At 38.7% G+C, this 24,990-nt stretch carries 20 protein-coding genes; 10 read left to right on the forward strand and 10 right to left on the reverse strand.

The genetic code is table 11. The annotated features are described in order from the left end of the window. Positions 1–149 precede the first annotated feature (149 nt). The 5 genes from pstC to LCX93_RS10590 are packed head-to-tail and all read left to right on the forward strand — an operon-like array spanning position 150 to position 4,771. Positions 150–1,103, forward strand: a complete 954-nt coding sequence (gene pstC / locus LCX93_RS10570) for a phosphate ABC transporter permease subunit PstC (protein WP_226066239.1) — start codon at positions 150–152, stop codon at positions 1,101–1,103. After that, on the forward strand, positions 1,100–1,906 hold the full coding sequence (gene pstA, locus LCX93_RS10575) for a phosphate ABC transporter permease PstA (RefSeq protein WP_226066240.1): 807 nt from the start codon (positions 1,100–1,102) through the stop codon (positions 1,904–1,906). Before pstC ends, pstA begins: the two co-directional genes overlap by 4 nt. A 17-nt stretch (positions 1,907–1,923) precedes the next feature. Further along, the gene (gene pstB, locus LCX93_RS10580; protein WP_226066241.1) at positions 1,924–2,706 is read left to right on the forward strand and encodes a phosphate ABC transporter ATP-binding protein PstB; all 783 of its coding nucleotides are present in this window, start codon (positions 1,924–1,926) and stop codon (positions 2,704–2,706) included. A gap of 25 nt (positions 2,707–2,731) precedes the next feature. Beyond that, positions 2,732–3,391 (forward strand): phosphate signaling complex PhoU family protein, encoded by a 660-nt coding sequence (locus LCX93_RS10585; RefSeq protein ID WP_226066242.1) that lies wholly within the window; start codon positions 2,732–2,734, stop codon positions 3,389–3,391. After that, the gene (locus LCX93_RS10590; RefSeq protein WP_226066243.1) at positions 3,392–4,771 is read left to right on the forward strand and encodes a sensor histidine kinase; all 1,380 of its coding nucleotides are present in this window, start codon (positions 3,392–3,394) and stop codon (positions 4,769–4,771) included. Here LCX93_RS10590 and LCX93_RS10595 read toward each other — a convergent pair. Then, positions 4,758–6,944, reverse strand: a complete 2,187-nt coding sequence (locus LCX93_RS10595) for a sensor histidine kinase (RefSeq protein WP_226066244.1) — start codon at positions 6,942–6,944, stop codon at positions 4,758–4,760. The two genes, LCX93_RS10590 and LCX93_RS10595, sit on opposite strands and share 14 nt — an antisense overlap. Next, positions 6,941–8,224 carry a GGDEF domain-containing response regulator gene (locus tag LCX93_RS10600; RefSeq protein WP_226066245.1) on the reverse strand — a complete coding sequence of 428 codons (1,284 nt, stop codon included), beginning with the start codon at positions 8,222–8,224 and terminating at the stop codon, positions 6,941–6,943. The genes LCX93_RS10595 and LCX93_RS10600 overlap by 4 nt, the downstream gene beginning before the upstream one ends. Before the next feature lie 126 nt (positions 8,225–8,350). Between LCX93_RS10600 and olsF the strand changes: the two genes are divergently transcribed. From olsF to glnA, 3 genes are all read left to right on the forward strand, one after another. After that, positions 8,351–10,063, forward strand: a complete 1,713-nt coding sequence (olsF, locus tag LCX93_RS10605; RefSeq protein ID WP_226066246.1) for a bifunctional ornithine lipid synthase OlsF — start codon at positions 8,351–8,353, stop codon at positions 10,061–10,063. Further along, positions 10,063–11,823 carry a GGDEF domain-containing protein gene (locus LCX93_RS10610; RefSeq protein WP_226066247.1) on the forward strand — a complete coding sequence of 587 codons (1,761 nt, stop codon included), beginning with the start codon at positions 10,063–10,065 and terminating at the stop codon, positions 11,821–11,823. Before olsF ends, LCX93_RS10610 begins: the two co-directional genes overlap by 1 nt. Positions 11,824–11,949: 126 nt before the next feature. Then, positions 11,950–13,380, forward strand: coding sequence for a type I glutamate--ammonia ligase (glnA, locus tag LCX93_RS10615; RefSeq protein ID WP_226066248.1), 1,431 nt, complete (start codon positions 11,950–11,952; stop codon positions 13,378–13,380). A 122-nt stretch (positions 13,381–13,502) separates the two neighbouring features. Here the strand turns inward: glnA and LCX93_RS10620 are convergent, their stop codons facing one another. Next, positions 13,503–13,778: a hypothetical protein gene (locus LCX93_RS10620; protein ID WP_226066249.1), complete on the reverse strand. Its 276-nt coding sequence runs from the start codon at positions 13,776–13,778 to the stop codon at positions 13,503–13,505. Between the two features lie 133 nt (positions 13,779–13,911). Between LCX93_RS10620 and leuA the strand changes: the two genes are divergently transcribed. Further along, positions 13,912–15,570, forward strand: a complete 1,659-nt coding sequence (gene leuA / locus LCX93_RS10625) for a 2-isopropylmalate synthase (protein WP_226066250.1) — start codon at positions 13,912–13,914, stop codon at positions 15,568–15,570. Between the two features lie 6 nt (positions 15,571–15,576). Here the strand turns inward: leuA and LCX93_RS10630 are convergent, their stop codons facing one another. The 7 genes from LCX93_RS10630 to alaS are packed head-to-tail and all read right to left on the reverse strand — an operon-like array spanning position 15,577 to position 24,002. Beyond that, a complete protein-coding gene (locus tag LCX93_RS10630) occupies positions 15,577–17,574 on the reverse strand; it encodes a penicillin-binding protein 1A (RefSeq protein ID WP_226066251.1) in 1,998 nt (665 codons plus the stop codon). Continuing rightward, positions 17,571–18,260 carry an ABC transporter ATP-binding protein gene (locus tag LCX93_RS10635; RefSeq protein WP_226066252.1) on the reverse strand — a complete coding sequence of 230 codons (690 nt, stop codon included), beginning with the start codon at positions 18,258–18,260 and terminating at the stop codon, positions 17,571–17,573. The genes LCX93_RS10630 and LCX93_RS10635 overlap by 4 nt, the downstream gene beginning before the upstream one ends. Continuing rightward, entirely contained in the window at positions 18,257–19,354 is a 1,098-nt protein-coding gene (locus tag LCX93_RS10640; RefSeq protein WP_226066253.1) for an aminotransferase class I/II-fold pyridoxal phosphate-dependent enzyme, read from the reverse strand. The genes LCX93_RS10635 and LCX93_RS10640 overlap by 4 nt, the downstream gene beginning before the upstream one ends. Beyond that, on the reverse strand, positions 19,351–20,367 hold the full coding sequence (locus LCX93_RS10645) for a GGDEF domain-containing protein (protein ID WP_226066254.1): 1,017 nt from the start codon (positions 20,365–20,367) through the stop codon (positions 19,351–19,353). The genes LCX93_RS10640 and LCX93_RS10645 overlap by 4 nt, the downstream gene beginning before the upstream one ends. Beyond that, a complete protein-coding gene (gene maf, locus LCX93_RS10650) occupies positions 20,367–20,924 on the reverse strand; it encodes a septum formation inhibitor Maf (RefSeq protein ID WP_226066255.1) in 558 nt (185 codons plus the stop codon). The genes LCX93_RS10645 and maf overlap by 1 nt, the downstream gene beginning before the upstream one ends. Next, a complete protein-coding gene (locus LCX93_RS10655) occupies positions 20,914–21,450 on the reverse strand; it encodes a hypothetical protein (protein WP_226066256.1) in 537 nt (178 codons plus the stop codon). Before LCX93_RS10655 ends, maf begins: the two co-directional genes overlap by 11 nt. Beyond that, on the reverse strand, positions 21,450–24,002 hold the full coding sequence (gene alaS / locus LCX93_RS10660) for an alanine--tRNA ligase (RefSeq protein WP_226066257.1): 2,553 nt from the start codon (positions 24,000–24,002) through the stop codon (positions 21,450–21,452). Before alaS ends, LCX93_RS10655 begins: the two co-directional genes overlap by 1 nt. Positions 24,003–24,163: 161 nt before the next feature. Here alaS and LCX93_RS10665 point away from each other — a divergent pair, with 161 nt between their 5' ends. Beyond that, complete coding sequence (locus LCX93_RS10665; RefSeq protein ID WP_226066258.1) at positions 24,164–24,973, forward strand: hypothetical protein; 810 nt, start codon at positions 24,164–24,166, stop codon at positions 24,971–24,973. Positions 24,974–24,990 lie beyond the last annotated feature (17 nt).

Raw genomic sequence — 24,990 nt, forward strand, 5'->3', positions numbered from 1 at the left:
CTTTCTTCAAAAAAAAAATTTCAAATTTCATTCTCTCCTTATTTTATGTTACACTTTTTGTGTAGCATAAATTTCTTTCCTTAATGTAATCTCTTTGTAATGAAATTACAATATAATATCAAAATAAATTTACTCTAGGGTTTTCTTATATGGAAAAAATATTTCAAAAGCTCTCTTTATCAAGTGCTTCTCTTGTGCTCGTTATACTTATTGGCATATTTATCACTCTTTTTAGCGCTGCAAAGCCCGCCATTGAAGAGTTTGGACTCCATTTTCTTGTTGATCCGACATGGAACAAAGAGGTTCCTGTGGAGGGTGCCGCCGACACAATAAACACTGCTCTGAACAATGCAGATGAAAATGCCATCGAAGATGAAGATGATATGATTCTTAATGAAGATGAAGAGTCTCAGACAAAAACACTTTATGGCGGACTTGTTCCGATAGTCGGAACAATTCTTTCCACGCTTATTGCCCTCTCTTTTGCACTGCCTATTGCTATGGGTATTGCTGTTTTTCTGGCTGAAATCGCTTCAAAAAACATCTCCAAGTTTGTCGGTATGGCCATTGAACTTTTGGCGGCAATTCCGAGTATCATTTTTGGTATGTGGGGACTCTACTATTTTGCCCCCATTATCTCCGATACCTTTGGCGGCTATCAGGTCTCTTTGCTGACTGCCGGACTTGTCCTTGGCATTATGATTCTTCCCTTTATGGCAGCCATCACACGTGACAGTATGAATACAACCCCTGATGTACTCAAGGAGTCTGCCTATGCACTTGGTGCTACAAAATTTGAAGTGGTCAAAGATATTATATTTCCTTACTCAAAGGTTGGTATTATAGGCTCTATCATCTTGGCACTCGGACGTGCCCTGGGTGAGACTATGGCTGTTGCATTTTTGATAGGAGCAGTCTATTCACTGCCTGAAAAGATTACCGACCCTACCATCTCCATTCCTGTTGCCATGGCTGTAAACTTTGGCGAGGCCAGCGGACTGGGAGAAAGTGCACTCTTTTATCTGGGTCTGATTCTCTTTGTCATGAGTTTTATCATCATTTCAGTTGCCAAATTTTACTTTTTGAAAAAGGTTAAGTTATGAGACTTCTGTTAAACAAAATATTTTTGGCACTTTCGGTAACTTCTGCACTTATAGGCATTGGTTTTTTAGGATGGATACTTACAGTCCTTTTTATCAAAGGGCTCTCTTCGCTTCATTTAAGCCTCTTTCTCAATGACCTTGTTGACGGAGGTCTTAGAAACCTTTTGGTGGGACAGTTTGTTCTTGCCTCTTTGGCAGGTGCCATAGGAATACCGCTTGGAATGCTTGCAGGTATTTATATACGCGAATACGGAAGAGGAAAATATCCGGAGCTGATTCGGGATTTGAGTGACATCATGATGTCCGCGCCTTCTATTGTAATTGGTGCCTTTGTCTATGCCATAGCCGTTGCCCCTTATGGAGGAGCCAACGGATTTGCCGGTATTTTGGCACTTACAATTATGATGGTTCCTATCATCATCAACACAACAGACTCTATGCTCTCTCTTGTTCCCAAGGAGTTACGCGAAGCAGGTATTGCCCTTGGTGCATCAAAATACCGTGTTATCCTGGACATCGTTATAAAAGCCGCAAAAGTGGGAATCATGACAGGTATTCTTTTGGCATTTGCAAGAATTGCCGGTGAAACAGCACCATTGCTCTTTACAAGTGAAACAAGTAACTATTTCAGTCTCGACCTCACACAGAGTTTTCCCTCTTTGACTGTCAGTATTTATAATCTTGCCAATGAACCTGAAGAGTCAAGTCGTGATCTTGCCTGGGCTGCTTCATTTATACTGACAATGATGGTTTTAGTTATCAACCTGCTGGGTCGATTTATCACAAGAAACAAACACAAATAACTAAGGAAACAAAAATTATGCCTGTAATGAATATTAAAAAATTCTCTTTTACCTATCCTGGGGTCGACGAGCCCTCTTTAAAAAATATAAATCTATCCATAGAGAAAAATAAAATTACTGCTCTTATCGGTCCGAGTGGCTGTGGAAAATCAACACTTTTACGTTCTATGAACCGTATACACGACCTGTATCCCGGTAACAAATATGACGGAAAGATTGAGTTGCTTAATGAAACAACCGGAAAATATCAAAACATTCTTGAAATTAAAAAAGAGAATGAATTTATAGAACTCCGCCAAAAAGTCGGTATGATTTTTCAAAAACCGACACCTTTTCCTATGAGTATTTTTGACAATGTTGCCTACGGATTGAAAATTGCAGGCATCAAAAACAAAAGTGAACTTGCAGACCGTGTAGAGGCAGCACTCAAGGGCAGTGCCTTATGGAAAGAGGTCCATGACAGACTGAACAAGTCTGCCATGGGACTCTCAGGCGGACAGCAACAGAGACTCTGCATTGCCCGTGCAGTAGCAGTCAAACCCGAAGTCATTCTTTTTGATGAACCGACCTCCGCTCTGGATCCTATCTCAACGAGTGCCATTGAAGAGCTGCTGGTGGAGCTGAAAAAAGATGTCAGCATCGCAATTGTTACACATAATATGCAGCAGGCTTCGCGTATCAGTGACTATACTGCATTTATGTACCTTGGTGACTTGGTAGAATTTGATAAAACAGAAAACATCTTTTTAAATCCTAAAGAGAAAAAAACAGAAGACTATATCACAGGTAGATTCGGATAAATTATAAAAAATTAAGGAGCTAAATATGTTACCAACATTTAGAACAAGCCTAGACGAAATAAGACAAAAACTTACACATATCGGAGAAAATCTTGTAACGGCCAATACACTTATTCTCAAAGCCTTACAAAACTGTGACGAGAAAACCTTTAATGATGCAAGAAACAGCATCAAAAACATTACGGCAAAAGCGGATGAAATTGACAACGCAATCATCAAGGTCCTTGCACTCTATACACCCGAAGCAAGAGACCTGCGACAGGTTGTTGCCTACTTTAAAATAAGCAATGAACTCTCACGCGCATGCTCCAATACAAGAAGTTTCATACGGGGCTTTACAGATGTATGCAAAGACCTGGATGTCAAAGAGATTAACGAATATGCAAGCCTTATGCAGACCTCAACGGTCAAAGCCATTACTACAACAGTGAAAATGATCAATGTTGATGACATGGATGAGCTTCAGGAGATGTATGAAGAGGTACTTATAGAAGAAAACAAAGTTGATGATCTGTATGAAATGATAGAACGAAAGCTTGTAGAACAGGCGGAAGGATCAAGTACCTTTGAAAAATATCACAGGATGCTCAGAGCACTTCGCAAAAGTGAAAAAATTGCCAGCAGGGCAATCAGCGTTGCAAACCTGCTTGTTTATATCAAAATCGGTGGAAACATCCACAATTAAATGAAAAAAATTTCCCAAATAGTACTAGAGAAGTTTTTAGCACTCTTTTTGGCACTCTTTTTAATAGTGAGTGCTATAGTCTACTATTGGGTATATGAATTTTATCTTCACTCTTCAAAAGAGGCACTTATGCAGGCCACTGAGCTTGTCTCTTTTACCATCAACAAAGACACAGACCTCGATGCACTTGCAAAAAAAGTAAAAAAACAGCTCCATTTGCGCCTAACGATTATAGACGAAGAGGGCAACATTTTGGCAGAGTCTGACAAAGACAAACATACTATGGACAACCATAAATACAGAGACGAAATCATACAGGCAAACAGGGAAAAGCACGGCTACATCATACGCCGCTCACACACTCTTGACAAAGATCTGCAGTATGTAGCAAAAAAATACACCATCGACGGCAAGGTCATCTTTGTACGGGTTGCCCGGGAAATCAAAGGTGTCCGCAGTGAAATCATCAACCTTGGCATTAAAATAGCCTTTGTTTTACTGCTTTTTTTTCTTATAGTGCTCTATATGTCTTATAAAATAAATATACAGATTCAGCATGAAACAAAAAGAATTGTAGACTTTTTAAAATCTCTTACAAAAAAGAAAAAGAACACCTACATAAAATCTGATTTTTCCCAGGAATTTTTTCACATAACAAATCTGCTGACAAAAGTCTCACAGATACTTGTCAAAAAAGAGAAACAAAAAACAAAATATACGCAAAAACTCCAAAAACTCAATGAACAAAAAGATGACATTATTTCTGCAATATCCCATGAGTTTAAAAACCCTATCGCGGTTGTAAACGGCTATTCACAGACACTTCTTGACGATGAAAACATCAACCCGAGCATACGAAAGAAATTTCTTACAAAAATATATACAAACGGTACAAAACTCAGTGAACTTATAGATACACTCAGACTCTCCATGAAACTCGATGGCGGGCACCAGGCTTTAAATACGCGCAAAGTAAATTTATACAATCTGGTACAGGAAGCGGCACAAAACCTGGGACTCCATTATAAAAACAAAAAAATTATTATCAATGGAGACAAAGCTCTGACAATAGACATTGACCCGACACTTTTTGGCATTGTCATTACAAACCTGATAGAAAATGCTTTTAAATACTCCGAAGATGAAGTCATAGTCAATATCAGTCAAAATTCACTCGAAGTTATTGATACAGGAATAGGTATTTCTGAAAAAGATTTGCAAAACATTACAAACAAATTTTACAGAGTCCATTCGAACCGATGGAACAACTCTTTGGGTCTGGGACTCTTTCTTGTGAACAACATTATTCAGCTGCACAACTTTAAGCTTGTCATCAAAAGCAAACTGAATGAAGGCTCCAGTTTTACTATTGTTTTTTAGTGAAGTCGATGATAAACTCGGCCCCCTCTTTTGTATTGCTTACATGTAAACGCCCGCCCATGTTTTGTTCAATAATTATCTTTGACATATACAGACCCACTCCTGTGCCCATACCCTGCTCTTTTGTTGTAAAGTAGGGCTCAAACACTCTTTTTATAATTTCCTCCGGTATTCCGCCTCCGTTGTCTGTGATAATTATCTTTTTGTCTTTCAGTGTAATGTCTATTTTTCCATACTCTTTATGGTTGTGGACAATGGCATCTTTTGCATTGGATACAATATTGAGAATAACCTGCTGAAACTCACCTTCAACCCCATGAAGCATAAAATCCTCTCCTTGCAGTGATATTTCAATATTGTGACTCTTTAACTGTGCATTTACCAAAGAAAGAGTGTTCTCGATGCTCTGTTTTACCCAAAAATCCTGTTTGACTTTATCGACCCTGAAAAAGTTTCTAAAATCATCTATCGTTTGACTCATAAAGTTTATTGTCTGTGTCTGTTTGTCAATAAATTCATCTATAAACTCTTTGTCAATCAAGCCCTCCTCATAATCATCATCAAGATTTTGAATATTGATATTGAGTGAATTGAGTGGCTGTCTCCACTGATGTGCTATTGCGCCGACCATCTCTCCCATCGCGGCCAATTTTGCCTGTTCTTGGAGCATCTTGTCTTTTTGCAGTATTTCGTTTGTACGTTTTTCTATCTCTTCTTTGAGGTGTTCATTGAGCTGTTGCAGTTGTATCTCGAGTTTCTGTCTTTTGCTGACATCTATCAAATAGCCTAAAAAGTGGCTTATTTTCCCTTTTTCATCACGAATGAAGAGTGTTGTCTGTTCTACCCATTTTTTTGTTTTCTCTTTTGTCGTGATTTGATACGGCTGATGCTTTAAAATATCTAAATTCTTTTCAAATGCTTCTGTAAGCTCATGGAGAGCATTTTGCAAATCCTCTGCATCTATCAAATCAGGATATTCAATTTCACCCTTTAAAAATGTCTCTTTTGTGTACCCTGTTAAAGAAGCAACATTGTTGGAGACATATTCGACACTCCAGTGAATATCATTTTGCCATCGAAAAAGAGCAATATCTCCCTTGTCAAAAAGTTCCAGGAGTTTTTCTTGTTCCTGCGCTGTCTCTTTGAGTGCTTTTTTTCGAATAAACTGTAGATAAAAAAGATACACAAGCAAAAACAATCCTATGAATAAAATCAGACTGATAAGCTTAAAGTTATACAAAATAGACTGGATATTTGAATTGTCTGCATACAAAACGAGATACGCTACTGTCTGCTTTGATTTTACATTTTTAACAGGCAAAAAAGAGACAACTTTGACACTTTTTCCTGTTTTTTGATACAAAGAAAAAGCTTTGCATTTTTGCATATTTTCTTCTATCTCCTGCTGATGCTTTTGAATAATATTTTCTTTCAAATATTGCAGATACTGTGCTCGGACACCTTTTGCATAGACAAACATGTAGTCATCTGACTCTATACTTGTTTTATAGTGCGCTAAAAATTCTTTGTCTTTGTACCATTTCACATCAAATACTTTTTTATTGACCAAAAAATGTGTGTAGAGTCTGTTTACTCTGGCAAGTCTGTTTTGAAAAGATTCTGAGGAAAAAGATATTTCATAGGCACAGATATACTTTTCCCCGTCAAACAAAGGAAAAACATTACGAAAACCATGCGCAATGCGCCCCTGTTCAAAGCCTGCAATCGGTTTATGTGTTTTGTTGACATACTCAAAAGTATAACGAATACCTGTTAAATCATCCCCGTACCTGTCCGGTTTGTGCATGCGTAAAAAAGAGACATTGTCCGGGAGTACAAACTGCATTTGTAAAACACCGCGTTTTCGAATTTCGCGGTATTGCTTTTTCAAATGTTGGTACAATTCTTTTCGCAGGAACTCTCTTTTTGCCTTCGTTACATGTAAAGCTTCCCGCAATATACGCAAAACTGTTTCATCATTGGACACAAAGGCATTTAACGAGGCTGCATCTGCCTTGTCTGTCTCATTTACTATTTCATAATTTATTTTTAAATGCCTGAGAACCGAAGAGAGCTCTCTTTGAATTAAGTGGTTTTTATGATAATTGTTCAGGTACTGGCTTACCACAAACAAAAGTAAAAACAAAAGCAAAAATATTATTTTCTGTTTCATTTTTTACTCACCACCTGGTTTCTTCCTTTCTCTTTTGCACTGTATAAAGCTTCATCCGCTCTTTGGAGCATTGATTTGAGAGTATCCCCTTTTTTATAAGCAGTGACACCAAAGCTCAGTGTAATCTTTCCATACTCCTGAGTGTGAAGTTCTTCAACTTTTTTTCTGCATTTTTCAAGAAGCAGCTGTGCGTCATTAAGGGCTGTTTGCGGCAAAAGCATAACAAACTCTTCTCCGCCCCATCTTGCTATAGTATCCGCACTTCGGGTACACGAAATCAGTGTATTGGCGACAAGTTTCAAAATCTCATCTCCAACCAGATGCCCGTATCTGTCATTAAAAAGTTTAAAATGGTCTATATCTGCTATAGCCAAAGAGAGGGGATACCCATATCTTTTTACCTGAGAAAGTTCATACGCAAAAATCTCTTCAAACTTGTTTCTGTTATAGAGTCCTGTAAGCATATCATGATTGGCTCTTTTTGTAATGACTTCTCGTTGTTTTTCTATTTCCGTTACATCTGTAAAGTTCATCAAAAACTGTGTTTCATTAATCTTGGAAATATTGACCAAAAATGATTTTTGCTCATGTTTACAGTTTACAATCGTCGTAATTCTCTGGGTCTCATTCAAAGAGTGTATAAAATCATACAGACTCCTGCCTTTTTCCAAAAAAGCCTGTATGTTTTTCGTGTTGATACTGTCCTCTTCATTTGAAAAAATATTAATGATAGAATGAAATTTTTCATTAAATTCTTCGACACTCTCTACTCCAAAGTATTTCAAAAAAGATTTTGAGGCAAAACTGACATGCTCAATATTTGCAATAACAGATATACTGCTTTCAGAATCTATAATATACTGCAGAATTTCTCTTTGCTCTTCATACTCTTTTTCAATAATGATATTTTTGGCAAGTTTTTCTATCAAAGCGGTTAGAGATTTTTTTTGCACAGGTTTAAGCAGATACCCCTCCACCTGCAACTCTATCGCTTCAAGCAGATAGGCACTTTCACTGTGTGCTGTTGTAAATATGACCTTTACATCCGGCTCAATCTCTTTTATCGCCCGAATCATGTCAAGACCGTTCATTTTAGGCATTTTAATATCACTTACAACAATATCAGGCTGATATTTTTTAAAACATTCGAGTCCGACAATACCGTTGTTGGCTGTATATAATTCTTTGCTTATCCGTTTGAGTGCACGGGAATAGCCTTCGCGCACATCATCTTCATCTTCTACATACAAAATCGTTATCTGTTTTGCATACTCAGGCATAAGCATCCCTTTTCAATATTTTCTTAAGTATACAGAATTATCTTGAATTATATATAAGAAAAAATGTAATCTCTGTGTAACCTCTCTTTACTATAATTTTTCAACGCAATACAAAAAAGAGCCTATATGATTGATGTTGAAAAAATGATTATAAAAAAATACCCCAAACTTAAAAACTCCAGGGTGATCAAAGGTGCAATTTCAAAATTTGCAGATTCTGTAGTCCATGAAAAACAAATCAATGAATTTATCAAAAAGAACAGACATTTGGGCAGTTTTGAGTTTATAGACGAAGCATTGCAGTACCTCAACTTTGATTTTTCCGTCTCAGACAAGGATCTTCAAAACATTCCTTCCTCCGGACGCGTTGTCATTATTGCCAATCATCCGCTTGGTTCTTTGGACGCACTCGCACTTATCAAGCTTGTCAGTAATGTCAGAAAAGATATAAAAGTTGTTGCAAATGATTTTTTAGAAGTCATCACTCCCATAAAAAATATTTTAATCAATGTCAACAACTTTAAGGCACGGCAAAAAAAAGAAGCCGTTGCTCAGGTATATGCGGCACTTGATGCGGAAGAGGCTGTCATCATTTTTCCTTCCGGCGAAGTAAGCCGGGCTACTCCGACAGGCATAAAAGACAAGGTTTGGCACAAAGGTTTTTTAAAATTTGCCAAAAAAGGCAATGCCCCCATACTCCCTGTATTTATAGGAGGGAAAAATTCCAAAACTTTTTATTCCGTATCAGCGCTGAACAAAAAACTTGCAGCCCTGCTTCTTGCACACGAAATGTTTAAACAAAAGTACAAAGCTATTGAGATGATTGTAGGCGAACTTATTCCTTATGAAAACATCACGCCGAAGGGGATACAAAAGGACAAACTCGTCAAACTCTATAAAAAACATCTTTATGCCCTCAAAAAAAATGAGAGCTATTTTGAAACCCAAAAAGCAATCGCCCATCCCGAAGACAGACGGGATCTCAAAAAAGAGTTAAAATCATCACAACTGCTCGGAGAGACAAAAGACGGAAAAAAAATTTATCTCTACAGCAGCAATGACAACAACTCTATTATCATCAATGAAATAGGACGGCTCAGAGAACTCTCCTTTCGCAAAGTCGGTGAGGGCATCAACAAAAAAAGAGATATAGACAAATATGACAGATACTATAAGCACATTATACTCTGGGATGAGGAAGATCTTGAAATAGTCGGAGCATACCGTATAGCGGAATGTGCGGATATCATAAAGAAATTTGGCGTTGATGCCCTTTATACAACAACACTTTTTGATTATAACGAAGCATTTTTGCCTTACCTCCCCGATGCCATAGAACTCGGCAGAAGTTTTGTCCAACCAAAATACTGGGGTTCTCGGGCACTTGATTATTTGTGGTACGGCATAGGCGCATATCTCAAAAACAATCCGCATATCCGTTACATGTACGGTCCGGTTTCACTGAGTGAAAGTTATGCCAAAACAGCCAAAGATATGATTTTGTACTTTTATGATGAAAACTTTCAAGACAGACAAAATCTTGTCAGCGCAAAAAATCCCTACAACTTTAAAACAGATGAAACACTCATAGCAAATCTCAAAAGAGAGTTCAGTGCACCACAATACAAAGAGAATTTCAAAACACTCAAAAAAGCTCTTGGCAGTATCAATGCCAATGTTCCGACGCTTTACAAACAGTATGCCGACCTGTGTGAAAAAGGCGGTATACAATTTTGCGCCTACAATATAGACAGTGATTTTTCCAACTGTATAGACAGCTTTATAGTCGTCGACATTTCAAAGATAAAAGAATCCCAAAGAAAGAGATATCTAAAATAATGAATAATGAACTCACACAACAGTGGAAAAACAATCTTAAAATTCTTGATGTGGCTTTTCAGCCTATCATCAATATCCATACAGGGACACTCTACGGTGTAGAAGCCCTGCTGAGAAATTTTCAGGATGTCGGATTCAAGTCTATATTTTCACTCTTTGATGCTGTTTACAAAGAAAAACTTTTGTACTCTTTTGATTTGGCGCTCAGAGAAAAAGCTTTAAAAAAATACACACAGATACAAAACTATAAAAACATAAAACTCTTTTACAATCTGGATAACCGCGTTTTGGAAATGGAAAATTTTTCAACCGGAAATACAACAAAAATTCTGCAAGAGCTCAATATAAAGAAAGAAAATCTCTGTTTTGAAATTTCGGAAAGACAGGAAATTTCCAGTGAATTTGACCTTGAAAAAATACTCCAGCATTATAAAAATGAAGATTTTTCCATTGCAATAGACGACTTTGGTGTCGGCTATTCCGGGTACAAACTCTTTTATGATTCCACACCCGATATCATCAAAATTGACAGATTTTTTCTACAGGGACTTGAAAAGAATATGAAGAAAAAACTCATGGTTCGCAACATCACACATCTTGCCATTCAGCTGGGCATCAAGGTGATCGCCGAGGGTGTTGAGACAAAAGAGGAGTACCTTACATGTAAAGACATCGGCTGCCATTTGGCACAGGGCTATCTTATTCAGAAACCTACAAAAAATACACAGAAAATTTATCAGCAATACGCAAATATTATCGACATTATAAAGTTCGACAGACGGATAAGTGACAAAAATATTTTACTGAAAAACAATATAGACAAAATTCAGCCTTTAAATATTAAAACAAAAATGAATCTGGTCATAGAGTATTTTAAAAAGAATCAGAGTGTTCCCATTGTTCCTCTTGTGAATTCCCAAAATGAGCCCGTGGGAATATTGCTTGAATCTGACATCAAAGAGTTTCTTTACTCCCCCTATGGCATGTCTTTACTCTTAAACGAACAAAACAACTCAAAGCTTGAAAACCTGCTTCACCCCTGCGGGCATGCAGATATCAACAGCAACACCACTACCCTTATAGAACTTTTTGCAAACAATCCTGAATCTTCAGGCATTATTATTACAAAAAACTCAGGCTATTATGGATTTTTATCCGCAAAAGCAATTATCAATATGATGCACCAGGAAAATATGATTCAGGCAAGAGACCAGAATCCGCTCACAAAACTTCCCGGAAACACAATGATTGAAAAATACATCTACAAAGTATCCCAATCCTCAGCGTCCCATCTTCTGTGTTATTTTGACCTCGATAATTTCAAAGCCTTTAATGATGTGTACGGTTTTCGAAACGGTGACAGGATTATTCAGCTTTTTGCAGATATTTTAAAAAAAGAACTGCCAAAAGATGTTTTCAAAGCCCACATAGGAGGTGATGACTTTTTTGTTGCCTGGGAGAATAAAAATTTTGCCCATAGCTCTTTTGACACAAAAATGATAGAAAATATTTTGGAAAAATTTGCTTCCTCTGCAAAAGAATTTTACAGCAAAAAAGATAAAGAGAACGGCTATATTGTTTCCAAAAACAGAAAAGAGCAAACATGCAGGTTTCCTCTGCTTACAGCAAGTGCCTCACTGCTTATCACGCCGGAGAAAAAATCATTCATAAGTGAAGAGAGTATAAATACAATTCTCTCCTGTCAAAAAAAAGTTGCAAAAAATGAGCCAAAACATCTTGCCGTCAGTTCTTTGATTTAAAAAACTTTCATTTTTATCACAATATGAAACAAATCTGAGAAATTGATTATATTTTCATCATTCTAAAAGTTATAAATTTGTTTTAATAAGATATACTACATGCAGATAAAATTCAGGAGATAATTAATGGGAAAATTCGTTAATAACATAGAAGAGTTCTTTACATTTTGTAATGAAAATGATGTACAATTTGTAGATTTGAGATTTAGTGATATTAAAGGTTCATGGCACCACCTTACATACCGTTACAGTGCAGTTAATGCAGAAAATTTAGAAAACGGTTTCCCGTTTGACGGTTCTTCTGTCGAAAACTGGCAACCGATCAACAAATCAGATATGCTTTTAAAAGCAGATGTTCCGACGGCATTTCTTGATCCTTTTACTGCTGATCCTACTGTGATTCTTATCTGTGATGTATATGACATTTACAAAAATGAACTGTATGAAAGATGTCCTCGTTCAATCGCCAAAAAAGCACTCAAATATGCCGAAGAGATCGGAATAGCTGATGCTGCATACTTTGGTCCGGAAAATGAATTTTTCATCTTTGATGATGTCAAATTTGTTGACAACATCAATGAAATGGGATTCAAAGTAGACACAGAAGAGGGTGAATGGAATTCAAACACCGGATATGACGAAATGTACAATACAGGTCACAGACCGGGAACAAAAGGCGGTTACTTTCCTGTAGCACCGACAGATTCTATGGTAGATATGCGTGCTGAAATGATGCAGGTGTTAGAGCAGGTTGGTCTTGAAGTTGTTCTTGGACACCACGAAGTTGCCCAGGGTCAAGGTGAAATCGGCATCGTTTTCGGTGACATCATCACAGCTGGTGACAATGTTCAAAAATACAAATATGTTGTAAAAATGGTAGCACACCTCAACGGTAAAACTGCTACATTTATGCCAAAACCATTGTATGGTGACAACGGAAACGGAATGCATGTTCACCAGTCACTCTGGAAAAAAGGCAAAAACCTTTTCTACCAAGAAGGAAACTACGGAAATTTAAGTGAAATGGCAATTCATTATGCAGGTGGTATCTTCAAACATGCTGCTGCAGTTGCTGCATTTACAAACCCGTCAACAAACTCATACAAACGTCTTATTCCCGGGTTTGAAGCACCAAGCATTTTGACTTACTCTTCTCAAAACCGTTCAGCAGCCTGTCGTATTCCGTATGGTGCAGGTGAAAAAGCAACTCGTATTGAAATGAGATTCCCGGACTCTTCATCTTGTCCTTACCTTGCTTTTGCCGTAATGATGATGGCAGGACTAGACGGTATCAAACACGCTACAATTCCTGTTGGTCCAATGGATGAAGATCTGTTTGAACTTTCTCTTGATGAGATTCGTGAAAAAAATATTCCACAAATGCCACACACACTTCGTGAAGCATTAGAAGGTCTTATAGCGGACAACGAGTTCTTAAAGCCGGTATTTACATCTGAATTTATAGACGCATACCAGCACTATAAATTTGAGCGTGATGTATGGCCGGATGAAGGTCGCCCGACTGCATACGAGTTCAAAACTACCTACCAGTGCTAAGAACTTTAGCTTAGGCTATATGTTCTAAGCTTTTTCGGAATCGGTACTTCAGTGCCGACTGTTGCTACTTTCATGACACTCTCAGCCCACCCTACAGAAAAAAATTTAGTTTTTTTCACAAGTCATGCTTTAGCATAGAAAGGATGGGTTCCAAAAAGCAACACCCCTCTGCTCGGAATCGGTACTTCAGTGCCGACTGTTGCTACTTTTATGACACTCTCAGCCCACCCTAAAGGATGGGTTCCAAAAAGCAACACCCCTCTGCTCGGAATCGGTACTTCAGTGCCGACTGTTGCTACTTTCATGACACTCTCAGCCCACCCTAAAGGATGGGTTCCAAAAAGCAACACCCCTCTGCTCGGAATCGGTACTTCAGTGCCGACTGTTGCTACTTTCATGACACTCTCAGCCCACCCTAAAGGATGGGTTCCAAATAAAAGCCCATTAAATCAAAAATTCGATATAATTGCAAACATAATAGTCCTGTATAAGAGTGCAGCTATTAAATAATTCAAGAAAAAAGGATTCTTTATGAAGAATATTCCTAAAGGCAAATATAAACCGTATCCAAAAATAGACTTACCCGACAGAACATGGCCGGACAATACAATAACAAAAGCGCCTATCTGGTGCAGTGTTGATTTACGTGATGGCAATCAGGCACTGATCAACCCGATGGACATGAAGAAAAAACTTGAATTATTTGCACTCTTACTCAAACTCGGTTTCAAAGAAATAGAAGTCGGTTTTCCATCTGCTTCAAAAATAGAATTTGATTTTTTACGCAAACTGGTTGATGACAACTTGATTCCTGATGATGTAACGATTCAGGTACTTGTGCAGGCAAGAGAACATTTGATTGCCAAAACTTTTGAAGCCCTGGAAGGTGTGAAAAAAGCGACCGTTCATTTGTATAATTCCACTTCTGTTGCACAAAGAAAAATAGTTTTTTCAAAAACACAGGATGAGATAATAGACCTTGCACTCCAAGGTGTTGATTTGGTCAAAAAATATGAGGCAAACCACAATGGAGAAATCTTTTTAGAGTATTCTCCTGAGAGTTTTACCGGAACAGAGCTGGATTTTGCGGCACGGATTTCCAATGCCGTAACAGCTCGCTGGGGAATAGACGAAAACAGAAAGGTCATTATCAACCTTCCTGCAACAGTAGAGATGGCTACACCTAACATATATGCAGACCAGATAGAATGGATGAGCAGACACCTGGACAATCGTGAAAATGTCATCATCTCAACCCATACGCATAATGACAGAGGCACTTCCATCGCAGCAACAGAGTTGGCGCTTTTAGCAGGTGCCGACAGAGTTGAGGGAACACTTTTAAGTAATGGTGAGCGAACAGGCAATGTAGACATCATTACCCTTGCCTTAAACATGACCTCACAGGGTATTGATACAGGGCTTGATTTTTCGGATATCAACGAAGTGGTGCGAGTTGTCGAGACATGTACAGAACTGCCGACACACCCAAGACATCCCTATGTCGGAGAACTTGTCTATACGGCATTTTCCGGCTCGCATCAGGATGCCATCAACAAAGGGCTTGCCTACCAGCAGGCAAAAGAGGACCCTTTTTGGGAAGTGCCTTATTTGCCGATAGACCCTGCCGATGTTGGACGGACGTATGAAAGTATCATCCGCATCAACTCACAATCAGGCAAAGGCGGAGTGGCTTATATACTCGAACACAATTACGGCTACCATCTGCCAAAAGCAATGCACCCTGAAATAGGCCGTGCAGTACAGGCTTTAAGTGATGAAAAAGGCAGAGAGTTGGAACCCGAAGAGATATTGGAAGTTTTTAAGAACACCTATTTCAATATTGAAGAGCATATCTCTTTTGTAGATTTTACACTCTCTTCGGATAACGGGAAGGCTACATGCAGCTTGACATACAAATACAATGGAGATGTCATTACATCTGAGGGCGAAGGCAACGGACCGATTGATGCCTGTAAAAATGCACTGATGCAAAAGTACAAAAATGATTTTACTGTTAAGTCATACTCGGAACACTCCTGTGGTGACAAAAGCAGTGCACAGGCAGTAGCATACATAGAGATTCAAACAAAAGAGGTACTCTCACGTTTTGGTGTCGGAATAGACAACGACATCACGGTAGCCTCAATTAAAGCCATGTTCTGTGCTTTAAACAGAACTTTTGACTAAGACTTTTTAAAAGAGTAATTCAGATTCTGTTTCATCACTGTAGTCACTTCGTGGCGGTTTTGAAATATTACTGAAATACTCTTTTTTTCCATTAATTTTCACTTCTATAATTCCCTCAGGCACATCAAATTTCCGCTTTATCTGCGGATAGAGTTTCAAAAGATTTCTAAAATAATAAGCAAAAGCAGGACCCGAAACCCGTCCTCCAGTCTCTTTGTGATACATCGGAGTATTGTCATCATTTCCGAACCAGACAACCGTCTCAACAGTAGGGGAATAGCCGGCAAACCAGGCATCTATATTGTTATTTGTTGTTCCTGTCTTTCCGGCAACTTCTATGCCTCGCACCCTTGCTCTTCGTCCTGTTCCTCTTGTGACAACATCACGCAGTATCGTCGTCATTATATAAGCCTGAGTCGGAGCTGTTACATAATAAGAAACATCCTCTTTTTTATAAACAGTACTGCCCCCCTGGTCAATACTTGTAATCAAGTGAGGCTTTACCTGAATCCCGTAGTTTGAAAATGACGTATAATACTGTGCAAGTTCAAGCGGTGACATTGACATGGTTCCAAGAGCGATAGAGAGATCGTTTGGCAGGTTTTTAATATGAAATTTTTTCAGTTCCCGTAAGAGTTGCGAAAGTCCTATATCATTGACAAGATTGATAGTCGCCAGATTGCGTGAATGAATAAGCGCTTCTCTGAGAGTAATGAGGCCTTTATAGTTTTTTTCATAGTTTTTAGGCTGCCATTTCATCTCCTCGCCATTTTTTTCATAAGCATATGTCTGGGCAATATCAACAAGTTTTGTAGCACCCGAATAGCCCAAATCAATAGCTACCTGATAGATAAAAGGCTTAAAAGCAGAACCGGGCTGGCGCCTGCCCTGAGTAGCACGATTATAAGAGCTTTTTTTATAATCTACACTCCCAAGCAGTGCCAAGATATCCCCTGTTTTGGAATCAAGAGAGACCAAAGCACCGTTAAGCTGTGACACATTGACATCCTGGACTTTAAAGCTTTCGTCTTCTTTTTCCAGTGCCTCTTTTTCTTTGTATTTTTGAATTCTCCCTAAAGCTTTGTTATATGCATACTGCAGTGATTTTCTTCCAATATCCTGCAGTTTCAAATCAATCGTTGTATATATTTCATATCCACCTGTTTTTAAGTCGTCAATTCCCATATTTCTGAATCTTCTTGCAACTTCATCCACAACAAAAGGGGCTCTGTTTTGTGTCAGTGTATCATTATATACGACCGGATTTTCACTCAAAGCCTTTTGGTATGTTGCGTCGTCTATCCAGCCAAGTGTATGCATTCTTGTAATGACGCGATTGGCTCGGCCCATGGAAATATCATAGTTTTTTGTAGGGGCATAGGTACTTGGTGCTTTTGGCAGACCGACAAGTATTGCTATCTCTTTGAGTGTCAAGTCAGAGAGCTTCTTGTGAAAATACCCGTCTGCAGCTGTTTTGATGCCATAATATCCATGCCCGAAATAGATCTCATTTAAATAGCGCTCCAGAATCTGCTCTTTTGTCAGTGCATTTTCAAGTTTAAAAGAGTATATCAGCTCTTTTATCTTTCTTGAAAGTTTCTTTTCTCGTGTCAAAAGCTTGTTTTTCACCAATTGTTGCGTAATCGTACTCGCACCCTCAACCATTTTTCCCGCTTTGATGTCTTTTATAACTGCCCGAAATATTGCATCAAAATTTACACCGGAATGTTCAAAAAAAGTTGTATCTTCGATGGCAACAAGTGCTTCAATCACCCTTGGAGGAATCTCATTAAAAGAGGCATAATATCTATGCTGTTTATCAAAAATATTTGCTATTTTCTCTCCGTTTTTGTCATATATTCTACTTGTCTGCTTTGGTTTGTAGTCCACCAAAGAGGATATGTCATAATCATAGCTTACCAGGTAATAGCCAAGAATTATAAAGGGTGAGAAAAATCCTAAAATCAGTACTGTGACGAATGTTCTTTTGAGTAGTTTTTTCATGTTCTGAATTTCCTGTTGGCAAAACTGGCCTCTATTAATATTTTTGTATACTCTTCTTGCGGATTGTCTGTTATATCACGCATCTTTCCGCTTTCAACTATTCTTCCGTTTTTTATAATAGCAACATCTTCACACAGTGCCTTGGCAGAAGCTATATCATGTGTCACAAAGAGCATTTGAAACTGCTCTTTTTTTTGCAACTTTTTCAAAAGCTGAAGTATTACCTCTTTTGTCTGGGGATCAAGTGCGGTTGTCGGTTCATCAAGTAAAAGTAACTTCGGTTTTGATTCTAACGCAATTGCAATGACAACACGCTGAAGTTGTCCGCCTGAGAGTTCAGGTGCGAAGCGTTCAAGCAAATCGTAATGCAGACCGACTTCATCAAAAAGTTCCCTGACTCTTTTTGGCTCACTGAAAAACTGTTTTTTGATTTTTGTCAGCGGAGAGAGTGCCGTAAAAGGATTCTGCGGCACAAAAGAGAGTGTTTTTCCTGCTATGAGTTCAAAATCAAAATTGTCTTCAAGCTCTACTGTCATCTCTTTGGGCAGCATCCCGAGAAGCGCCTTGATTGTCAGACTTTTTCCACTGCCGCTTTGCCCTATTAGTGCCAATGAAGAGGAAATATCAAAGGAGATATCCACCAGGGCTTTGTTTTTGTAGATAATTTTGAGTTTGGACATTTTCATGACTGCATTCCTGCCAACTCTTTGCAAACCAGTCTGAGTGTCTCACTCTTTTCACCGAGTCTTGCAATCAGGCGAATTATTGCAGAGGCAACCGTAGGCTGGCGTATCGCCCCTACACTGTAACCGGATTTCAAGAGCCTGTTTTTAATATCTATTACCTTTTTATTGTCTCCTATACGTACAGGCACAATTAAACCCTTTACATGTAAGCCCAACTCCTGTGAGACTATTGTCTGATGCAGCGTTATCTCTTTTTTCAATGTTTCACTGTTTTGCAAAATATACTGCAATCCCTTATGCGCCAGGAGTGTATCATACAAAGAGAGCGCCGTTGCATATACAATCGGTTTTGCGCGGTTTAAGAGGTACTGCGATACATGCTCAGATGAGAGTATAAAGGCGCCAAAACTTCCATAGGCTTTGCCAAGCGTTCCCATTTTAATGTAGTTCTCTTTTATCTTTATGTCATAATAATCAAAAATGCCCATGAGGTTTTTTCCGATAACCCCGCTGCTGTGGGCTTCATCAACGATTAAAAGAGCCTCTTCTTCGTCACATATATCAAAAACCTCTTTTGCGCACAAATCGCCGTCCATCGAGTAAATACCCTCAACGGCAACAATTTTTCGTCTGGCATTGGAGTTTTGCAGTAAACTTTGCAACTCCTGCATATCATTATGTTTGAAAAAAACCACATTTATGTTGTGAAGCTGTGAAGCAAGTACACCCGAGGCATGATAAAGTTCATCCATAAACAGTGTATCACCACGGCGGACAAGCGATTCAATCAAGGCAATATTTGCATTAAATCCGCTTCCAAGCACAATTCCTGCCGCAAAGCCGTTTGCTTCACATAAAGCCTCTTCAAAATCTTTGTGTATCTGATGATAGCCGTTTATCAGCATAGATGCCTTGGCATTGTTGAGCGGATATTCTGCTAATTCTTTACATGTAAGCGCATGGAGTTCTTTGTTGTGCGAAAGTCCCAAATAGTCATTTGAAGCAAAATCGTGCACGGTGTTGTCAACAATTTCACGTGTCCGATAACGCCCTGCTCTTTGAAGAGCTTTGAGCTCTTTTTCATAAAAATTCATCCAAGAACTACCTTGTTTCTCCCTGTTTCTTTTGCTTTGTAAAGAGCCAAATCGACTCTTTTATACAGAGAAATGTCATCATCGCCTTTTTCATATTCTGCAACACCAAAGCTCATGGTAATTGGCAGGACAGCTTTGTATTTTTCGACACTTTCTCTTATCTTTTGTGCCAGAGCATAAGCTTTGTCTTTTGTGGTATTTGGCAAGATCACTATAAACTCTTCTCCGCCAATTCTACAGAAGATATCTGTATCGCGCAGCATCGATGTAATATACCTTGTATACTCTACCAGTACTTTATCGCCTATATCATGCCCGTAGTTGTCATTGACTTTTTTAAAAAAATCTATGTCAAAAATAATCAGTGAAAACGGATGGTGATAGCGTTGTGTCAACAGAATCTGTTCATCAAGTTTTTTATGAAAAAAACGTCGGTTGCCGATCTTTGTCAGTGAATCTTTTACAGCCAGAATCTCCAACTCCTTTTTATAGTTTTCCTGTTCGGTTATATCAGAAAGTATAATCCCGTACAGATTGTCTTTTTTGTCAAGAACCGAAGCAGAAATGGCAAAATAGTACTCTTTGTCATAAATTTTTACTTTTGTTTTGTGATATACCTCAGAATTTTTGACAATATATTCTATCCAACCCAGACCATTGTTTACAGCGCCGATATACCCCTCTTCTTCTTCAAAAAATTCACATATACAATGATGTTTTTGGGAGAACTCTTCTATATTTTTATAGCCTTTGAAATATTTAAAAAAAGTTCTGTTTGCAGAAACAAGCTTTTTTTCATTGCTGACAATGACAATATTTGTAGAGTTGTCAATGATACTTTTATAATAGTGTTTTTGCTTGGCATAGCGATAAAACAAAATACTGATACTCATAAACAAAAGTGTGACAAGAGTAACATTCCAGACCAGACTTAATTTTATTGTTACAAAGAGTACAAAGAGATATGCCAGCAGTATATTAATGAAAAAACTGTATCTTTTATAAAAATACATCAGTTTTTCTCCATAAAAGTCTCTAACACTTCGACACAAAGTCCCATTGCCGTACTCTCATAGCCTCTGACCTCTTTGATGTAAGGCTTGCAAAATCCTTCTACCATACAGGCACCAGCCTTGCCTCGCCACTCTCCGCTCTCCAGGTAATGTTCCAAATCCTCTGTATTAAATGGTTCAAACAGGTAGTCTGTCTTTGAAATATCTATGATTTTTTGATTTTTTGAATGGTATATCATACATGTGATGATACTCGTAATATTTCCACTCTGCGTATATAAAATATTACGGGCATCATCTTTGCAGCGTGCTTTTCTTAAAATATGTCCCTGGCTTGTGACAACAGTATCGGCTACCAAAAGCGGATACTCTTCACAGCCAAATACTTTGAGATTTGCTGCATACTTGCCTAGAGTTGCCTGATAAACAAAGTTTTTCGGGCTATTTGCGACAATGCTCTCTTCATCAAAATCAACACTCTCTTGAATAAAATCAATGCCGGCTTTTTCTAAAAGCATGGCGCGTGTCTGAGATAACGAACAGAGTCTAATACGCATTTCGCAGAGTCACTCCCAGATAAATTGCAATAATTCCGAGCGTAATATTGACGGGAACCATATATTTTCCAATAAGCTCTAAAGCTTTTTTTGCACCTGCCGTATCACCTTTGGCCAAAAGTTTCTGTGCTTTGTTGCGTCTGAAAATCATAGCCGTAAGATTAGCCGCCATAATCATCCAAATCACCTCTTTTACATGTACCAGATTATATATATGCATCGCATATTCATCTATCACATTGCCGCCTGCATCAACGGCAGCCGCACGAAAACCAAGCCCCACAGCCATGATGACCGCTGTAACAATAAGTATAACAACAAAAGGTAAAACAATCATAAAGAGTCTGTTGAGTGCCTGCGAAATTCGCTCGAGTCTGTGCAGTGGTGATTCAATCTGTATAAACGAAGGATGCGCTGCAAATTTCATGGCAATCATCCCTCCAACCCATACAACAGCGGAGATTACATGTAAGAAGACTATCTGTGTTCTATAATCTGCAAAAAGTTCTATCATAAAATCTTTCATCAATCCAGTACCTCTGTAATAAATTTCAGTGCTGCTTCTTTTGCCTCAGGCAGTTTTGAAGCATCTTTTCCTCCGGCTTGGGCAAAATCAGGACGACCGCCTCCGCCTCCGCCAAGAAGCGGTGCTATTTTTTTGATCCAATCACCCGCTTTTGCCTCGCATCCTTTGACACCTGCAGCTATGAGAACCTTGTCACCTTTGACTTGAAAAAGCATTGCACAGAGTTTCTCATTTTGATTTTTCAGCTCATCTATCTTTTCTTTGATATCCCCGTTAGGCAGTTCATCCACAACTACCGACACACCGTTTATCTCATCCGCTTTTATTTCAACTTTTGCAGCTTCGCATGCCTCTTTAAGTTCATCTTTCAATGTAGCTATATTTGATTTGAGCCTGCTGATTCCTGCAAGCAGATCAAGATTTTTGACTTCACTCTGCGCCTCTTTTACAAGCGCTCTTTGTTCACAAAAGTATTTATACGCCGCATTGCCACACACTGCTTCAATACGTCGCACACCGGCACTTACACCGCTTTCTTTTGTAATGATAAACGAGCCGATATTTGCTGTATTGTCTACATGTATTCCGCCACAAAACTCTACAGAAGCATCTGCAAATTTGACAACGCGTACCTCATCACCGTATTTTTCGCCAAACTGGCTCTTCGCACCTGATTTTTTTGCCTCTTCTATAGGCAGTACCTCGGTTTGCGCAGGAATTGCACGCATAATTTCAACATTTACACGCTCTTCTATTACATGTAACTCCTCTTCACTGAGCGCTTTAGGATGAGAAAAATCAAATCGCAGACGATTTGCCTCAACCAAAGAACCCGCCTGTGAAATATGTTCACCAAGCACATCAAAAAGGACAGCATGCAAGAGGTGTGTTGCCGAGTGATGCTTTGTTATCTCATTTCTGGAAATATCCACTTTTGCATCTACATGCTGTCCGACTTTGAGAGAGGCATGCAACTCAATCTTCGACAGATTCAAACCAAAGAATTTTTTCGTATCAACTACTTTTGCAAGGCCTTCAAGCTCTCCGATATCACCACACTGTCCGCCGCTTTGTGCATAAAAAGGTGTAATATCCAAAAACACCCATCCTTTTTCTCCCGCTTGCAGTGCTTCCACACGCACATACTTTTCATCTAAAAGTGCAAGTACTTTGCTTGCATGATGCATAGTTTCATATCCGACAAACCTGTTTTCACCAAACTCCTCAAGCAGTGCTTTAAAATCACCGCTCACAGCATCGTCTCCACTTCCTTTCCAGGCAGCTTTGGCACGTTTTCTCTGCTCGCTCATCAGACTCTCAAATGTTGCCGTATCAAGTGAAAGGTTTTTTTCTTTGAGCATATCTTCTGTCAAGTCAAGCGGAAAACCGTAGGTATCATAGAGTTTAAAAGCCACCTCTCCGGAAAATACTTTATCAGTGTTTTGCAGCTCCATATTAAAAAGTGCTATACCTGATTCTATAGTCTTAAAAAATCTTGCCTCTTCGAGTTCTATCTGCTCTTTGACAACCCCTGCTTTGGTCTGAAGATACTCATACTCTCCACCCATAATATCAACCAAAGTATCTACAAGTTTGTGCATAAACGGCTCACGAAACCCAAGAAGGTATCCGTGACGCACCGCACGTCGCAGGATTCTTCGAAGTACATATCCGCGTCCCTCATTAGAAAAATTCACACCCTGAGAGAGTAAAAAGACTGCGGTTCTAATGTGATCGGCTACAACACGGTACGATGCACCCGTAGCGTACACATACTCTTTGCCTATCAAATCTTCGACTTTCCGGATAATCGGCATAAACAAAGAAGATCCATAATTGGAAATTGCACCCTCTTTAATGGCTACAACACGCTCTAAGCCCATGCCTGTATCTATAGACGGATGTGCAAGAGGGATTCTCTCTCCGCCTTTTTCTTTGACTTCATACTGCATAAAAACAAGATTCCAGATTTCCAAAAATCTGTCGCCTTCACCGCCCATATAATCTTCAGGACCATTAAAGTGTTCTGCTCCCTGATCATAAAAGATTTCAGAACACGGTCCACACGGTCCTGTATCGCCCATAGACCAGAAATTGTCTTTGTCTCCCAAACGCATAATACGTTCCGGGGCTATATGCTTTTTCCAGATTTCTTCAGCCTCATCATCGCTTTCATGCACTGTTACCCAGAGTTTGTCTTTGTCAAGATGCAGCACCTCGGTGATAAACTCCCAGGCATAGGCAATTGCCTCTTCCTTGAAATAGTCTCCGAAACTGAAATTTCCCAGCATCTCAAAAAATGTATGATGACGAGCCGTATGCCCGACATTTTCAAGGTCATTGTGTTTTCCACCCGCACGGATACAAGTCTGACAGGATGTGGCACGAGGATTTTCAGGACGAGGAACCTCCCCCGTAAAAATCGACTTAAAAGGCACCATGCCTGCGTTGTTAAAAAGCAGAGTCGCATCTTCAGGCACCAAAGGCGCTGAGGGAACTCTTGTATGTTGTTTTGATTCAAAAAATTTTAAATACTCTTCTCTAATATCCATGGTTGTTTCTCTTTTATAAAATTACGCGATTATATCCAAAAGGAGCTAAATTTTTTGAATTTATTCCCTTTTTTCTACAAATTAAACAAATTTTTTAAAATTAATGTGCCTATTAACTATAATAAATTATAATATTTTTCAATTTAATTTACGGAGAGAAAATGAAAAAAACAGTAGTAACAGGCTTGGTAACAATGCTAATAGGAGCAAATCTTTTTGCTGAGAAAGTAAGTACATATGAATATGCAGCATTTCAGAATGCAAATGATGTCAAAACAGCACTTACAAAAAACGGTTTACAAGTTCTTGGCGAATATGATGCTATGCAGGATCCAAATTATCATGTGATAGCCTATACATGTCCTACATTGACAAAAGATGCTTCTAAAAAAGACAGAGCATTTGCCGGTGTACAAAAAGTGCTCGTAAACACTAAAGACAAAGAACTCGTACTTACAAATCCACAATATTTTTTACATGCTTTCATGCAAGATGATTTTCAAAAAGCACATGCAAAAAAAGTAAACAGCAAGCTTGCAAATGCTTTTGGCACACTCAAAAATTCACAAGATGCTCTTGACGATGACGACATTGCAGGGTATCACTTTATGATGGCTATGCCGTATTATGAAGATATGATAGAAGTTGCAAAAGGTGACAATCTCAAAGAGAAACTGGAAAAGAATGCAGCGAATAAGATTGTTTTTACATTAGAAGCCGGAAATGCAACGCTCTATGGAATAGCAATGCCGACTGAAAAGGGTGAAAAATATTATGTTTCTGAAATAAAAGGAGAAAAACACAGTGCATTTTTACCTTATATGGTAATGGTTGAAGGTGACACAGCAAAAATTTTACATCCAAAATACTATCTGGCAATTGCCTATCCGAATCTCAGCATGGGTGAGTTTATGTCAATTTCAGGAACTCCTGGAGATATTGAAGAGTACTTTACCTCTCTTTTTCAGTAAACCCCTCTTGCAGGACG

Source organism: Sulfurimonas sp. SWIR-19 (genome assembly GCF_020410885.1).
Lineage (GTDB): Bacteria > Campylobacterota > Campylobacteria > Campylobacterales > Sulfurimonadaceae > Sulfurimonas > Sulfurimonas sediminis.